The following is a 14,755-nucleotide window of genomic DNA, read 5'->3' on the forward strand; positions in this document are numbered from 1 at the left end:
CGCGGGCTCAGCCTCGCTTGACGGTGGCGAGCTTGGAACGGACCAGCACCAGCGGAGGCTTGGGATCATGCGGCTGTGGGATCGCCTGGAGCGTGAAGTCGGCGATGACGCCGGGCCGGAACACCAGGCAGTGCGTCGAGCCACCGAACTGGAAGTAGCCCAGTTCCTCGCCCTTGCTCACGTGCGAGCCTGGTGCGGTCACCTCACCGAGAACGCAGGACGACACCTCCGACATGCCGACCGCGACGAGGGCCACCAGTCCGATGGCCGGGTCGTCGGCGTCGATGATGATGACGGCCCGCGCCGCGACGTGGGCGAGATAGCCCTGCGAGTTCATCGGCTCGATGGCGGCGGCGCCTTCGGAGTCGGCTTCGGAGTAGTACGTGCCTTCGACGAGGAAGGCCCGCACGACGGTACCGGCGACCGGACTGTGCCAGCGGTGGTAGTTGGTGGCGCTGAGAAATGCCTGGTAGACCGTCCCGCCGACGAACTCGTCCACCGACTCGTCATCGGCGAGCATGTCCTGCAACGAATAGGGCTGCGACTTGATCCAGAACTGGTCTTGGCGCTGGACGTCGGTGCTGATGCCGTACGGCGTGGATTCACAGGCGCTGACGATGACGGAGTCGTCTTCAGGGGAGGCGACCGGGCGGGCCCCAGGCTTGAACGTCCGGGTGAAGAAGTCGTTCCAGGACGCGAAGCCCCAGTAGGGATCGTCCGGGTCGTGTTCGTACTGGTCGATCCCGATGGCCTGCTGAGCCGCCGGGCTCTTCCAGCCGGTCGGGGACTCGTTGAGCACGTACCGTGAATCCTCGCTGTTGAGGAACTCACACCATGCGGTGAGGATCTTCTTCAGCATCGTGTTGACGGTCCGGTCGCGGTAGGCGGCGAAACCGGTTGTCGTACCCATCGTCCAGTCCAGGATGGCCCCCAACGGCAGCGTGACCGCCTGGTCGCCGAACTCCGGCGCCATCGTCAGAACGGCGTTCATCAGCCGCAGCAGCTGGTCGGTGTCGGTCAGGTGCCGCTTGCTGTAGTCCCTGTTCTTCGGCACCTCCTCGATCATCCGTTCCACGTACATTCGCACCACCGGATCGGTGGCGATCAGACGCTGGAACTCGGCGATGACCGGATGCAGCTCGGCGCCATCTGCCTCGACCTGTTCACGGTGGCCGGCCAGCCACTGCTCGAGGGCATCCTGCTCCGGAAGCCATCCGGCTTGGCGTCGAACATCACTGGGGTTGGACTGCGTAGTCATGACCAGCAATCTTCCACACCCGTCGCGAAGGCTCCGCATCGTGCTCCCTGGCCAGGGCCGAACCTTCGACCTGGGCCAGGTCGTTCGCGGCAAGGCGCGCCAATCCGCGAACGCTCGCGCATCGCTCTGACCGGAAGGACATGCCCGGGCCGCCGGAGGTCGGTCGGGCTGGTCCCTTCCCTAGATCGCAGCGAAAGCGATGGCTGGACGTACCGCGCAGCCGGCAGAAACGCCGCTGCGTGACAGCCATGGTCTCGTGCCGAACGCTTCGTCGCTCATCTGGTGATGGCCGCTGGTGGCCCTTCGTTGTTGTGTCTAGTGAAACCATAGACATAGTAGGAGTGAATCTCGAGACCACTGAACTCGGGGTTAGTACGTCACCTTGTTGGGCTTCGCCCCACCAGAGTCGGCGGCCGCCTGGCGACGAGGGCAACGTCAACGGGGGTGGGCCCGCAACAAGGGCAACGTCAACGGGGGTGGGCCCGCAACAAGGGCAACGTCAACGGGGGTGGGCCCGCAACGAGGGCAACGTCAACGGGGGTAGGCCCGCAACAAGGGCAACGTCAACGGGGGTGGGCCGGCAACGAGGGCAACGTCAACGGGGTGGGGGCGGTTCGCGACGGGGGATGCCCCACGGGTTGGCCGCCTGCAACGCGGGCGGGAGCAGCTCGTCCGGCAAGCTCTGGTAGCTCACCGGCCGCAGCCAGCGTCGGATCGCCGTCGCGCCGACCGACGTGTGTCCGACGTTCGTGGTCGACGGCCACGGTCCGCCGTGGTTCATCGCCCACGCCACGGCGACGCCGGTGGGCCAGCCGTTGTAGATGACCCGCCCCGCACGCTCACTCAGCCGGGCGAGCACCTGCGCCAGCGGGAACGTGTCGTCCGGAGCGGCCTGCAGGGTAGCGGTCAGTGAGCCGTCGATCGCCGCGATGGCCTCCAGCAGATCGTCGACCTCGGTGTACTCGACCACGATCGCGGCCGGCCCGAAGTGTTCCTCGGTCAACGCGATCGGATCCGCCGCGACCGCGGCGGCCGACGTCCGGAACAGCCGCGCCGACCCCCACGATCCCTCCTGCGGCCCGAGTCCGCCCGCGGCCAGCAGCTCGACCGCGGGATGGGCGGCCAGATCGTCCAGGCCGGCTTGCAGCTGTACCGCGATCCGTCGGTTGAGCATCGGTGCGGCCGCGACCCCCTCGACGGCGGCGACGAGCCTGTCCTCCAGCCCGTGCCCGGCCGGAAGGAAGAGCAGGCCGGGCTTCGTGCAGAACTGCCCCGCTCCCAGAGTGAAGGAACCGACGAAGCCGTCGACGACCTCAGCCCCGCGAACGGACACCGCCGCCGGCGTCACGACCGTGGGGTTGATGCTGCCCAGCTCGCCGAAGAAGGGGATCGGGTCCGGACGGTTGGCCGCCACGTCGAACAGGAACCGGCCGCCCGCGGTGGACCCGGTGAAGCCGCTGGCCTTGATCCTGCGGTCCCGCAGAGCGGTCACGCCCTGCTGATCGCCGAAGACGATCCCGAAGACGCCGGAGGGCAGACCGGAGTCCGCGACCGCTCGTTCGGCAAGTTCGGACACCGCCGCCGACAGCGCGGGGTGTGAGCCGTGCGCCTTGACCAGCACTGGCGCACCAGCCGCCAGCGCGGAGGCCGTGTCCCCGCCGAGCACGCTGAAGGCGAAGGGGAAGTTGCTGGCGGCGTAGACCAGGACCGGCCCCAGCGGTTCGAGCCAGCGACGCAGCACCGGCCGCGGTGGGATGGCCGTGCCGTCCGCATCCTCCAGGATGGCCTCGAGATACTGCCCTTCCAGGACGACGTCAGCGAACAGGCGGAGCTGGTTAGCGGTGCGTGCGAGCTCGCCGGTGAGCCGAGGCAGGGGCAGCCCGGACTCGGCCGCGGCGAGCGGCACCAGATCATCGGCGGCGCCTTCGAGTCGGTCCGCCAGCAGGCGTAGCAGTTCAGCCCGGCTGCTCGGACTACTGGCCCGTAGGACCGGGAACGCCTCAGCCGCCTCGGTCAGCAGCCGCTGCAGATCCTCCGGCGCGGTCTCGGGCACGCCGGTGCCGACCGGCTCGCCGGTTCGGGGGTTGTGGCCCTGGACACGGGGCGTGCTCGCGGTCATCGCTGCTCCTCAGGCGTGCGGGCGAACGTCGGGACGACCTCGCCGCGCCGGACGAGATCGTCCAGGTGAGCCTTGGCGATCGACATGGTCTGCAGATTCAGTCCACCATAGGGACCGAGCTGCTCGCCGAGGGCGGCGGCCAGCGGCCCCAGCCGGACCTGCTCCGCGCGGTCGCTGTCACCGGCGCTGTCACCGGCGCTGTCACCGGCGCTGTCACCGGGGCTGTCACCGGGGCTGTCACCGTGGCGGACACCGTCGAGATAGTCGAGGACGAATTCCTCGGCCCGATCGAGGAAAAGCAGGCTCTCGGCAATGCGCCGGTGACCGGCGTCAGCATCCAGACTGTCGCCGTGGGACGGCAGCAGCCGCTCGAATTCGAGCGCGTTCAGCCGCTTCAATCCGTCCCGGTAGCGCCGGACGTCGTGGTACAGCGGCGCGAGGTGCATGTCGGTGTGGGCGATGGGAATGCCGAAGCCCTGAACGTCGTCGAAGGTGAACAGCAGGCCCTGCTCGCGGTCCAGCACAGCGAGGTGACCGGGGGAGTGGCCGCTGGTCGAGATCACCTCGAGGGCCGTCCCGGCCAGGGTTATCTCGTCGCCGTCGCGCAACAGCCGCTCCACCCGCGGACGATCGCCCAACTGCAGGACCAGCTCCGCTCGTTGGGCCTCGCTCAGCCGGTAGGCGTCGGGATTGGCGTTCCACAACTGGTCGATGAGCGTGTCGTTGTCCTCCAGCCACCCGGCTTCCAGGGCCGGGCCGGCGAAGACCGGCGCGCAGGTGGCGGCGAGCGCGGCGTTGCCCCCCATGTGGTCGGGGTGGGCGTGTGAGTTCACCACGAGGTGTATGTCCTGGATCGACAATCCGGCGCGCGCCAACTCCGGCCGGATCGACGCCTCCGGCGTGGCCGAGACACCGCTGTCCAGCAGGACGATCCCGTCCTCGTCGGCGAAGGCGTGCAGGTAGAGCGGCAACCCGCACAGATCGAGGTATTCGGTGGTGATCTGGAACCAGCCGCGGCCGAGATCCCTCATGAGCTCGTGAGTGTGCCGGCCGCGGTGACGGGACGAGCGGCCTGTTCAAGCCAGCGGAAGGACCGAGGGTCGGCGGCGATGACCGGATTGGTGAGCGTGCCGATTTCGGAGATGGACACCCGCACCGTGTCCTCCGGCGACATGCTGAAATCGAGTTCGGGAACCAGCCCCGTGCCGCTGGACAACACCACGCCCTCGGGGAAGGCCAGCTGCCGCCCCAGGTGCTCGATGAGGTCGTCGAAGCGGCGATGAAGAAGACGGGTGGAGGTGGCGCCCGACCAGACCCTCGTCCCGCCGCGGGTCACGTCGACCTCGATGGTCAGGTCGTGGCCGTCGATCTCCCACGCCGGCCGAATGCCGGGGCCCAGCGCGCAGGAGCCGGCGTAGACCTTCGCCTGCGGCAGGTACAGGGGATTCTCGCCCTCGATCGAGCGGGAGGAGACGTCGTTGCACACCGTGAAGCCCACGAGCTCACCGTCGGCGTTGAGCACGAGCGCGAGCTCAGGCTCTGGGACGTCGACAGCCGAATCGTCACGCACCCCGACCGGTTCGCCATCACCGACCACCCGCCAAGCCACGGACTTGAAGAACAGTTCCGGCCGTGGCGCGTCGTAAACCCGCGCATAGACGTCGGCGACGACGCTTTCCTCCTGGCGGGCCTGGTTCGAGCGCTGGTAGGTGACTCCGCTGGCCCAGACCTCGGTCAAGCCGTCCACCGGAGGCAGAACTCGTACCGGGCCGGGCTCGCGCTCGGCATCGGTGAGGGCCTGGGTCACCGCCGCGCGCAACTGTGGCAGCGGCAGCCGGAGCAGCTGTCCCAAGGTGAGCACGGGGAGCCGCATGATCGCGCCGGTGTCGGTGCGGATTCCGACCCTGGGCATGGTGGGTTCGTCCTGGGTGGTGTAGCGGATGAGCAGCATGTGCTCGATGTCCTCTCGTCAGCGGCCGGTGAACTGCGGCGCGCGCTTTTCGGCGAAGGCCAGTCGCCCTTCGGCGGCATCGTCGGTTCCCATGCAGATCGCCTGCATCTCGCGCTCGTACTGGATGGCGGCCTCCTGCCCCATGCTGGCTGCGGCATGCAGGTTCGCCTTGGCCGCTTGGGCGGCGATCGTCGGCCGAGTGGCGATGGACGCTGCCAGCTCGTGCGCGGCGGCCAGAAGATCACCGGGTTCGTACAGCCGACTGACCAGGCCCATCCGCAACGCCTCGCTCGCCGGGACCGGATCGCCGGTGAGCAGCAGCAGCGCCGCGTCGGAGGCCGACACGCTGCGCGAGAGCAGCGCTGAGACTCCGCCGCCACCGATCCAGCCGAGCTTGATCTCGGCAGCCGCGAACGAGGCCGTCGTGCTGGCCAGCCGGATGTCGGCCGACAGTGCCAGCTCCAGACCGCCGCCGTAGGCGTAGCCGTTGACCGCGGCGATCACCGGAATTCGCAGTGAGCGCAGGGCATCGCAGTAGTCGCGGCGGTTGCGGAACCGCCACGGGTCGGGGTACTGGTCCACCTCGTTGATATCGCTACCGACGCTGAAGGCGCGCTCCCCGGCACCGGTCACGACGAGAACGCGCACCTCGCTCGGCAATCCGCCCGTGCCCACCCGCGCCACCAGCTCGAGCAGATCGGCGCTCATGGCGGTGGTGACGGAATTGAGTTTGGCCGGACGGTTCAGGGTGATCGTGCCCACGCCGTCGGTCACGACGAAGTCGATGGAGCTGGCAACGGCGTTCATGCGGATCTGCTTTCGGTGATTCGGGTGTCAGAACCTCGGCGCCGGTCGTGCAAGCGGTTGATCTGGGCGACCGCTGCGCGGGGATCGCGGGCGCCGACGATGCAGTCCCTGACGATCGCCGAGCCCTCGTCCTGCACATCGATCCAGCCGTCGTAGCGGGGCCGGATCCAGGCCGAGGTCAAGGATCGAAGGGTGTGGGAGTAGTAACCGCCCGAGGCGCCGCCGACGCCCGGCGAGTTCCACACCGCGGCGCTGGCGGGTTGGCCGCCATGCGCGGGGACCAGGCCGGTCTGAACGTCCTCGGCGAGAAAGGCACGTATCCATCGGCGGATTCGCTCACGTCGCTCGCCGCCGCCGCCGCAGTTGCCGTCGCCGCCGCGGTTGCCGCGGTTGCCGCGGTCGCCGTCGTCGTCGCCGTCGGCGGGTCGGGCGGCGACCGCGAGCCCGGTGCCACCCAGCACACTGCCGGGTCGGCTGCCCAGCCAGCTCGGCGCATCGGCGAAGGCCAACTCCGCCCGTCCCGGCTCGGGCCTGGCGTATGCGGCGTAGCCGTAGGCGAGTGGGCAGTAGTCGAGGACTCCGGCCGCGATGGCCTCGTGAACACCGATGGGATCGCCCAGCGACACCGAACGATCCACCATCGGCCACAGCGACTGAAGAAGTTCGAGGGCAGCTTCAGCCCGGACCACGGGAAGCAACGATGGTCTCGGCTCAGCACTGTCTGCGCAGCAGGCGAGCAGGGTGAGCAGGGCGTGCGGACCGCCGAGGCACAGCGCGGTCGCCGCGTACCGGCTGACCGCGGCGATCCCGTCCCACCGCGCGGGGGGATCGGCCAGCCGGTCGGCACGGAACATGCTGACCTGGGTCGCGGCGTCGATCGGAATGGCCCACTGCCGTCCGCCGAGTCGGTAGCCCTGCCAGGTCGGTGGCACGGATTGGCCCTGCCAAGCGGCGAGTTCCTCGGTCGAGAACACCTCGTCCAGGGCGAGAATCGCACCGCGCACGATGCCGGCGCCCAGACCGGGGTGGTCGACGACGAGCAGGTCGTAGGTGCGCGCCAGTTCGTCCAGCGGGTGCGCTTCGAAATCGGCCAACGACTGAACGTCCCAGTCCACCCTCTCCGGGCTCAGCCCGGACGTTTCGAAGGCCCGCAGCGGGCGGTATCCGCGAGGGTGATCCCAGGTCATCCCGCGCAGGGGGATCACGCTCGCACCACCCCGTCAGCGACGAGCCCGTCGATCTCGTCGCCGGACAGTCCGAGTTCGGTGAGCACCTGGATGGTGTGTTGACCCGCGGTCGGAGCCGGCCGGTTCACCCGCGCCGGGCTGGCGCTGAGCCGAAAGGCGAAGCCCGGCGTCGTCACGCGTCCCTCGGTCGGGTGGTCGTAGCTGATGAAGGACTCGTTGTGCCGGACCTGGGGGTCGGTGAGCAGTTGGTCATATGAATAGACCGGCCCGACCCAGACCCCGCGCGCCCCGAGGGTGTCCAGCCAGAAGTCAGAGGTGTTCGTCCGCAACCGGGCCGTGACGATGGCTGAGATCTCGTCGCGGTGGGAGAAGCCGTGCGTTTCGGCGTCCCATTGTGCGAGTTCGGGGGCGTCCAGGGCGTCGGCGAGAACGGAGAGGTCGGCGAACGCCAGGGACAGGTACCCGTCGGAGGTGGGATAGATCCCGTACGGGGCGCGGATGTAGGAGTGGGCGTGGATCTCGTGCCCCCGCGTCTGGCGTACCCCGCCGACGGTGCGCACGGTGAGTTCCTGCATCTGCATGGCGATCAGGGCGTCGAGCATATTCACCTGGACGAGTTGTCCTTCGCCGGTTCGTTCCCGGTGGAGCAGGGCCGCCAGAACCCCTTCGAAGGCGGAATACCCGGTGATGGCGTCGGCGAGGAAGTACGGCGCGGCCTGCGGCGGGTCCTCGACCCGCCCGGCGCTGTAGAGCGCGCCACCCATGGCCTGGACCAGCAGGTCCTGCCCCGGGCGTTGGCTGTAGGGGCCGGTCTCGCCGTAACCGGAGATCGAGGCGTAGACGATGTCCGGCTTGATGGCGGCGATCGTGGCGTAGTCGACTCCCAACCGTTCGGCGACTCCCGGCCGATAGTTCTGCAGGAACACGTCGGCCTCGCTCACCAGGCGAGCGAGCAGGGCCTTGCCCGGCTCGGACTTCAGATCGATGGCCAAGCTTCGCTTGTTGCGGTTCAGGGACAGGAACGAGGCGTTCACCTCGTTGCCCGCGGCGCCCCCGGCGGAGGTGTGCCGCTGCCATTCGCCGCCGGTCGGCTCGATCTTGAGGACGTCTGCTCCGAGATCGCCCAACCGCATGCTGGCCAGCGGGCCGGCCATCGCGATCGACAGATCGAGGACTCGGTAGGAGTCGAGGACACCCATGCGTCTGCTCGTTTCGTCTTGTTGGAAGGGAGAAGCTCAGCTGGTGCCGGAACGTCTGGAGTCCCGGCGGATGTCGTGCTGGGCGCCGAGGACGAGTTCGCGCATGAGCGAGGCGGCCTGTTCGCCCTGCCGAGCAACGATCGCGTCGAGCACGGCCTTGTGCGAGGGAAGGGTTCGCCGGTTGCGCCGGACATTGCGCGTGTGGACCTGGCGACCGGCGGCCAGCGCGGCCGAGAGCAACTCATCGAGATGGATCAGCAACTCGTTACCGCCGGCCTGAACCACCGCACGGTGGAAGGCCAGATCGTGCTTGATGAACTCGTCGGGGTCCTGCAGGCTCGACTCCATCAGCAGGTAGGCCTCCCGGATCGGCGTGAGCGTCTCCCGGCGCTTCGTCCGGGCCGCTAGTCGGGCCGCTTCGGGTTCGACGGCAACCCGCAGGCCCGACAGGTCATCGAGCTGCTGCCCGGTGGGCGAACTCTCGTAGCGCCAGGCCAGGACGTCGGGGTCGAGCAGGTTCCAACCAGACTCCGGCTGGACGGTCGTGCCGACTTTGGGCCGTGCCAGGACCAGACCCTTGGCGGTGAGCACCTTGATCGCCTCGCGCACGGCCGGACGCGAGGAGGCCAGCTCAGTGACCAACTCGCTCTCGGTCGGCAACTGCTCGCCGGGCAAGAGTTGCCCGGAGACGATGCGGGAGCCGAGTTCATGCACCAACCGCCCGTGCACCCCGTCGGCGCGGTAACCGCGCGCTGGGCCAGGACTGGTCATGACGACACCATACGAGGACGCAGGACGGGCGCGCAAGCATTTGTCAGATGAATAGACTTATTCATCTGACAATTATGGGCGAGCCGTTGACCGCGCGCACTTCCTGGACCTAGCATCCGGTCTGTCGCACCCACCGTCCTACCACCGTCATACCGCCGTCATCGCCCGCCGTACCGCCCTCATATCCCCGCCGTACTCACGCAGCAGCTTCAGCCCGCCGTCCGCGAATCGGAGATCGCCATGCCCATGGACCGCTTTCAGAACCGGGTCGCCCTCGTCACCGGTGGCGCTTCCGGAATCGGCCTGGCCACCGCGCGGCGACTGATCGCCGAGGGAGCCCAGGTCGTCATCCTCGATCGCGACGCCCGGTCGCTGGCCGAGGCCGTCGCCGAGCTCGGCCGCCCGGCCAGTGCGATCGAAGCCGACGTCTCGGCTCCGGCGGAGATGGCCGAGGCCGTCGCGACCACGCTGCAACGGCACGATCGCCTGGACGTGGTCGTGACCGCCGCGGGCGTGGACCAGTGCGACACCGTTCCCGGTACGAGTCTGGCGGAATGGCGCACGGTCATGGACGTCGATCTCGACGGCGTTTTCTACCTGTGCCGGGAGGCCATTCCGGTGTTCGTCGACCAGGGCTCGGGTGCGATCGTCACGCTGTCCTCGGCGATCGGAACGGTCGGGGAGCGACGCCGATCGGCCTACTGTGCGGCCAAGTCGGGGGTGGAGAACCTCACTCGCGCGATGGCGCTGGACCACGGCGCCCAGGGCATTCGCGCCAACTGCGTAGCTCCGGGGCTCATCGACACCCCGCTGATCCGGGGCGGCAAGGTCAGCACGGGCGCCAATGGCGGGGTGGAGGCGATGGTGGCAGCTCATCACGCCATCCCGCGCATCGGGCGGCCGGACGAGGTGGCAGCCGCCATCGCGTTCCTGGCCAGCGACGATGCCTCGTTCATCACCGGGACGGTCCTGGCCGTCGACGCCGGGTGGACGGCCGCCTGAGCGGTCGGCCGGCTGCGCGGTCGGCGCGGTCGGCGCGGCGCTCAGCGTTCGGTGAGGTACTTGCGCGTGGAGGGCCGTCGGCGATTCCAGGAATCCATGATGTGGGACCACATCGCCCGGTCGGCTGCCTCCGGGTCGCCGGCCTGGATGGCCTCGGCGATTGCGGTGTGCTCAGCCAGCGTCCTCACGATCGACTCGTCGGTGTAGGAGCCGTGGTATCGCACATTGGTGCGAGCCTTGTCGTGGATGGAGGTCACGATCGCGCGGCCGAGCCGGTTCTGCGACAGCTCCATGACGACGTCGTGGAAGGCGACGTCCGCTTCGGAGAAGAGCGCGACCGAATCGGCGACGTTGCGCATCGCGGCGAGGGCGTCGGCGATCCGCCCCTTCTGCCCGGTGTCGGCGACCCGTGCCGCCGCGGCAGCCATCTCGCGCTCCAGCGCCGCCCGTACGGTGATCAGCTCGTCCAGGATGTTGAGGCTCTCGTCCTGACGGATGAGCGAGCTGAGCACGATCTCGTCGATCATGTTCCATTCGCGGGAGTCGGTGACCTGCGTTCCTTTGCCCTGGACAATTCTGACCAGGCCCTTTTCCTGAACCACCTTCACCGATTCCCGCACGACCGTGCGTGAGACGTCGAAGTGGACGCACAGGTCGGCTTCGGGAGGTAGGGCCGCCCCGGGCGGAAAGCGCCCGCTGACGATGTCGTCCACCAGTGCCTGGACCACGGCCGTGCCCAGGCGTGAACCGCGGCCCTGGGGGCGTAACGGGGCGCGGTCGGAAGGCAGCCCCACCGTCGTGCCAGGCTGACCGGGCGCGCCGGACTGGCGCTCAGCGGTGATCGCGACCGGTGTGTCCACTGTGTCCACGGAACCTCCGTTGGGAACTCGAGTTGAGTTCGAACAATCAGATGCTAGACCATTGCCATGACGTCATATGTGTGATGACATATGTCCACGCGCCGAAACGAGCAGGAAACATCGAGTGCGCTCCACGAGACGCTCGACCCGCAGCACACCGCCCGGCGCCCGCACGTCGATGGTCCCTTTCCCGTTCCATCCGTCCTCTTCGATAGGAACCAGCATGAATCGAGGCTGTGCCCCTGCTGCGCCGAATCGCCGATCCGGCCGCAGCATCGCCACCATCGCCCGGCTAGCCGGTGTCGCCGGCACCGCCGCACTGGCTGCGGTCGTGCTCGCGGCCTGCTCCGGCGGGACGTCGGTCGGCGGCGCCAACGCTGCCGGCAAGACCGACTCCTCCAGCCCCTTCGGCTTCAAGACCGCCGCTCAGGACGCCAACGCCGACATAACCGTGTGGGTCGACTCGACGCGCCTCGATGCGGCCAAGGCGTACCAGAAGGCCAACCCGGCGGCCAAGATCAAGATCGTCACCTACGACGGCAACGCCAACGGTTCGGGCACTCTGAAGACAAAGACCCAGCTGTTCGACAAGGCGGGGTCCGGCTGGCCCGACGTGGTCTTCACGACCGACAACAACTCCGCCTCGTGGGGATCGCAGTCACCGTCGTACTTCACGGCCCCGCTGAACAAGGGCCTCATCGATTCCAGCACGCTGTCCGGGTTCGCCAAGGGGGCCCTGGACCCGTGCACCGTCAACGGCACCGTGTACTGCCTGCGCAACGACCTGGCCCAGGACGTCCTCTGGTACAACAAGAAATTGATGGACCAGTGGGGCTACACCGTGCCCGCGACCTGGGAGGACTACCAGGCCCTGGCCGGCAAGGTCGCCACCGAACATCCCGGGTACCTCGTCGGAACGGCCGGTGACGCCTGGACGCCCGAGATGTACATGTGGGGCAGCGAATGTCCCGCCAACCAGGTAACCGGCGCCAAGGCCATCACGGTCAAGGCCACCGACCCCAAGTGCGTGCGAGCGGCCACCATGCTCGACAGCCTCATCGCCAACAAGACCATGTCCACCCTGCCGATCTTCGGCGCGGACTTCGCCAAGACCCAGGGCAGCAAGGTCCTGATGATGCCCGGCCCGGCGTGGTACGGCGGCGCGGTGTTCCAGGGCACGATCAAGACCCCCAAGGGCGAGATTGCGGTGGCGCCGGCGCTGCACTGGGCCGACCAGAGCACCCCGGTCACCGGCAACGTCGGTGGCGGCGCCTGGTGGATCTCCAGCCACTCGAAGAATCTGGCCGCAGCGAAGGCGTTCGCGACCTGGGTGACCACGTCCGACGCCTACCAGGCGGATCTGTCGCCGGGCTTCCCGGCTTACTCCTCGGCCGCCGCCAAGTGGATTGCCAAGCAACAGGCCAGTGGGTACTGGGCCAACGACATCTCCGCGCCGATCATCGCCGCCGCCGGTGAGGTCTGGTCCGGCTGGGGCTCTCCGGAGTTCAGTCAGGAAGCAGTCTGGTCCAAGGTCGTGATCTCCGGTATGACTCAGGGCAAGACGATCGCCTCCTTGCTGCCGGCCTGGCAGAAGGGCATCGAGGATCAGGCCCAGGTCTTCGGCTACACGGTCGGCAAGTGACCGTCGTTTCTCACCGGGAGGACCGCGTGCAGGCCGCCCGTTCGCAGTCCAGCCCCGCCAGGAGCCGGTCCCGCACCGGCTCCTGGCGCCCGGCCTCGGGCCACGTCTTCGTCTCCGGTTACGTGGTCCTGCTCGCCCTCTTCGGGCTCGTCCCGGCGCTGTACTCGCTCTATCTCGCTTTCACCGATGCCAGCGGCAAGTTCAGCGGCGTCAAGAACTTCACGCGTAGCGCCAAGGACTATCGCTTCATTCCCGCCGTCCAGCACGTCGCGGTGTACCTGGTGCTGTGGCTGGTCACGCTGACGATCTTCGTGGTGTTGCTCGCCCTCGTCGTGCATCGGCTGACGTCGCGGCGGACGAAGGCGGTTCTGCGGTTCGTGTACTACGTCCCCGGTGCGCTCGCCGGCGCGAGCAGCGTGCTGCTCTGGCTGTTCGTGCTGGATCCGGCGGTCAGCCCGGTGTCGAAGCTGCTGCGCTGGACGGGCAACGACAACTTCGCGCAGGTGATCGTGCCCAATCACCTGCCGGCCGTCTTCACCATCATCGCGTTCTGGACCGGGGCCGGCGGCTGGATCGTCGTCCTGTACGGCGCGCTGAACACCATCCCGACCGAACTCATGGAGGCCGCGCGGGTCGACGGCGCGAATGCGGTGCAGACCGCCCTGCGAATCCAGCTCCCCATGCTGCGCAAGTGGATCGCCTACATGTTGATCCTGTCGTTGGCGGCCGGCACCCAATTGTTCGTCGAACCGCAACTCGTCTCGCAGGCCAGCTTCGGGATCGTCGGCAACGACTACTCGGTCAACCAACTGGCCTACCAGTACGCGTTCAGCCAGAACGACTTCAACGGCTCGGCCGCCATTTCCATCGACCTGCTCATCGTGGCCCTGATCTGCGCCGGATTCTTCGTCGCCCGTGGCCGACTCTTCGAGACGGACTGAGGAACCACGATGTCGCAAGCAACCCTTTCCGCGGCCGCCCGGGCCAGGACGGCCCGACCGGCCGACCGCACACGCGGTTCGGCGGCCCGCATCAGCTCACGCGGGCTGATCACGCTGTTTCTGCTGGTTTTCGTGGCGTTCTTCCTCGTCCCGATCCTCTGGCTGCTGCTCGCCGCGACCAAGTCGCCGAGCAACCTGGTGTCCGGGCATGCGTTCTCCATCGGCTCCTGGCACGACCTGCGCACGAACTGGAACCATCTCATGAGGTTCCAGGACGGGGCGGTCAAGACCTGGATGAAGAACTCGGTCATCTACGCCGTGGGATCGCTGATCATCACGTTGCTGGTCAGCGTCCCCGCCGGTTACGCCATGGCCAAGATGGACTTCCACGGTCGCCGCCTGCTACTGATCACGACGCTGGTCGTCATGCTGATGCCCTCGGCCGCACTGGTGCTACCGACCTTCCTGGAGCTGAACTACGCCCACCTGATCAACACCCCGTTGTCGGTGATCCTGCCGTTCTCCTTCTTCCCCTTCGGCGTTTATCTCACCTACATCTACTTCTCCACAGCGGTCTCCGCGGACCTGCTGGCAGCGGCCAAGCTCGACGGATGCGGTGACTTCAAGGCGTTCTTCTACGTCGGACTGCCGCTCGCGACGCCGATCATCGCCCTGGTGGCCTTCTTCAGTTTCGTCGGCAACTGGAACAACTTCTTCCTGCCGTACGTGATGTTGCCCGGCAGCGGCCAGTATCCGATGCAGGTCGGGCTGACGCAGATGCTGGCGTCCACTCCTACCTTCAACCCCGTGGTCGGCGCCGATGCCGAGGTACAGCCGCCGGAACTCATCCTGGCGACGTTGCTGTCGGTCGCGCCGGTGCTCATCATCTTCCTGTTCTCACAGCGCTTCCTCGTGTCCGGCCTGACCGCCGGTGGAACCAAGGAGTGACGCTGCGCGGTTCGCACCCGGACCGCCGCGCGACCGGCTCGACGTACCTACGTGCTGACCCTCTGGAGAT

The 14,755-nt window shown here is 67.9% G+C and carries 13 protein-coding genes; 4 read left to right on the forward strand and 9 right to left on the reverse strand.

Going from position 1 to position 14,755, the window contains the following annotated elements; translation table 11 throughout:
• Positions 1 to 7 precede the first annotated feature (7 nt).
• The 8 genes from M6D93_RS07015 to M6D93_RS07050 form a co-directional block, all read right to left on the reverse strand.
• The gene (locus tag M6D93_RS07015) at positions 8 to 1,258 is read right to left on the reverse strand and encodes a phosphatidylserine decarboxylase family protein (protein ID WP_249773640.1); all 1,251 of its coding nucleotides are present in this window, start codon (positions 1,256 to 1,258) and stop codon (positions 8 to 10) included.
• A gap of 595 nt (positions 1,259 to 1,853) precedes the next feature.
• Positions 1,854 to 3,377 (reverse strand): aldehyde dehydrogenase (NADP(+)), encoded by a 1,524-nt coding sequence (locus tag M6D93_RS07020; RefSeq protein WP_249773641.1) that lies wholly within the window; start codon positions 3,375 to 3,377, stop codon positions 1,854 to 1,856.
• Positions 3,374 to 4,408, reverse strand: coding sequence for an MBL fold metallo-hydrolase (locus M6D93_RS07025; RefSeq protein WP_249773642.1), 1,035 nt, complete (start codon positions 4,406 to 4,408; stop codon positions 3,374 to 3,376). The genes M6D93_RS07020 and M6D93_RS07025 overlap by 4 nt, the downstream gene beginning before the upstream one ends.
• The gene (locus tag M6D93_RS07030) at positions 4,405 to 5,328 is read right to left on the reverse strand and encodes a fumarylacetoacetate hydrolase family protein (RefSeq protein WP_249773643.1); all 924 of its coding nucleotides are present in this window, start codon (positions 5,326 to 5,328) and stop codon (positions 4,405 to 4,407) included. The genes M6D93_RS07025 and M6D93_RS07030 overlap by 4 nt, the downstream gene beginning before the upstream one ends.
• Before the next feature lie 18 nt (positions 5,329 to 5,346).
• Positions 5,347 to 6,135, reverse strand: a complete 789-nt coding sequence (locus tag M6D93_RS07035; RefSeq protein WP_249773644.1) for an enoyl-CoA hydratase/isomerase family protein — start codon at positions 6,133 to 6,135, stop codon at positions 5,347 to 5,349.
• A complete protein-coding gene (locus M6D93_RS07040; protein WP_249773645.1) occupies positions 6,132 to 7,340 on the reverse strand; it encodes a type 2 periplasmic-binding domain-containing protein in 1,209 nt (402 codons plus the stop codon). Before M6D93_RS07040 ends, M6D93_RS07035 begins: the two co-directional genes overlap by 4 nt.
• Positions 7,337 to 8,521, reverse strand: coding sequence for a CaiB/BaiF CoA transferase family protein (locus M6D93_RS07045; protein WP_249773646.1), 1,185 nt, complete (start codon positions 8,519 to 8,521; stop codon positions 7,337 to 7,339). Before M6D93_RS07045 ends, M6D93_RS07040 begins: the two co-directional genes overlap by 4 nt.
• Before the next feature lie 36 nt (positions 8,522 to 8,557).
• Positions 8,558 to 9,292: a FadR/GntR family transcriptional regulator gene (locus tag M6D93_RS07050; protein ID WP_249773647.1), complete on the reverse strand. Its 735-nt coding sequence runs from the start codon at positions 9,290 to 9,292 to the stop codon at positions 8,558 to 8,560.
• Between the two features lie 240 nt (positions 9,293 to 9,532).
• Here M6D93_RS07050 and M6D93_RS07055 point away from each other — a divergent pair, with 240 nt between their 5' ends.
• Entirely contained in the window at positions 9,533 to 10,294 is a 762-nt protein-coding gene (locus tag M6D93_RS07055; RefSeq protein ID WP_249773648.1) for an SDR family NAD(P)-dependent oxidoreductase, read from the forward strand.
• 41 nt (positions 10,295 to 10,335) lie between these two features.
• Here M6D93_RS07055 and M6D93_RS07060 read toward each other — a convergent pair whose 3' ends face one another.
• Positions 10,336 to 11,163: a FadR/GntR family transcriptional regulator gene (locus M6D93_RS07060; RefSeq protein ID WP_249773649.1), complete on the reverse strand. Its 828-nt coding sequence runs from the start codon at positions 11,161 to 11,163 to the stop codon at positions 10,336 to 10,338.
• Positions 11,164 to 11,377: 214 nt separating this feature from the next.
• On the opposite strand from M6D93_RS07060, the gene M6D93_RS07065 reads away from it, so the two are divergent.
• The 3 genes from M6D93_RS07065 to M6D93_RS07075 are packed head-to-tail and all read left to right on the forward strand — an operon-like array spanning position 11,378 to position 14,685.
• Positions 11,378 to 12,796 (forward strand): ABC transporter substrate-binding protein, encoded by a 1,419-nt coding sequence (locus M6D93_RS07065; RefSeq protein WP_249773650.1) that lies wholly within the window; start codon positions 11,378 to 11,380, stop codon positions 12,794 to 12,796.
• Positions 12,797 to 12,822: 26 nt separating this feature from the next.
• The gene (locus tag M6D93_RS07070) at positions 12,823 to 13,737 is read left to right on the forward strand and encodes a carbohydrate ABC transporter permease (RefSeq protein ID WP_430667220.1); all 915 of its coding nucleotides are present in this window, start codon (positions 12,823 to 12,825) and stop codon (positions 13,735 to 13,737) included.
• Positions 13,738 to 13,746: 9 nt separating this feature from the next.
• Positions 13,747 to 14,685 (forward strand): carbohydrate ABC transporter permease, encoded by a 939-nt coding sequence (locus tag M6D93_RS07075; protein WP_249773652.1) that lies wholly within the window; start codon positions 13,747 to 13,749, stop codon positions 14,683 to 14,685.
• Positions 14,686 to 14,755 lie beyond the last annotated feature (70 nt).

Origin of the sequence: Jatrophihabitans telluris (assembly GCF_023516435.1) — a bacterium.
In the GTDB taxonomy this organism is placed as follows: Bacteria; Actinomycetota; Actinomycetes; order Mycobacteriales; family Jatrophihabitantaceae; genus Jatrophihabitans_A; species Jatrophihabitans_A telluris.

Excerpts from the sequence above, each read along its gene's own strand:
- M6D93_RS07065 (WP_249773650.1), top strand. The coding sequence starts at position 11,378 with ATGAATCGAGGCTGTGCCCCTGCTGCGCCGAATCGCCGATCCGGCCGC.
- M6D93_RS07020 (WP_249773641.1), bottom strand. The coding sequence starts at position 3,377 with ATGACCGCGAGCACGCCCCGTGTCCAGGGCCACAACCCCCGAACCGGC.
- M6D93_RS07025 (WP_249773642.1), bottom strand. The coding sequence starts at position 4,408 with ATGAGGGATCTCGGCCGCGGCTGGTTCCAGATCACCACCGAATACCTC.
- M6D93_RS07035 (WP_249773644.1), bottom strand. The coding sequence starts at position 6,135 with ATGAACGCCGTTGCCAGCTCCATCGACTTCGTCGTGACCGACGGCGTG.
- M6D93_RS07075 (WP_249773652.1), top strand. The coding sequence starts at position 13,747 with ATGTCGCAAGCAACCCTTTCCGCGGCCGCCCGGGCCAGGACGGCCCGA.
- M6D93_RS07050 (WP_249773647.1), bottom strand. The coding sequence starts at position 9,292 with ATGACCAGTCCTGGCCCAGCGCGCGGTTACCGCGCCGACGGGGTGCAC.
- M6D93_RS07030 (WP_249773643.1), bottom strand. The coding sequence starts at position 5,328 with ATGCTGCTCATCCGCTACACCACCCAGGACGAACCCACCATGCCCAGG.
- M6D93_RS07015 (WP_249773640.1), bottom strand. The coding sequence starts at position 1,258 with ATGACTACGCAGTCCAACCCCAGTGATGTTCGACGCCAAGCCGGATGG.
- M6D93_RS07055 (WP_249773648.1), top strand. The coding sequence starts at position 9,533 with ATGCCCATGGACCGCTTTCAGAACCGGGTCGCCCTCGTCACCGGTGGC.
- M6D93_RS07045 (WP_249773646.1), bottom strand. The coding sequence starts at position 8,521 with ATGGGTGTCCTCGACTCCTACCGAGTCCTCGATCTGTCGATCGCGATG.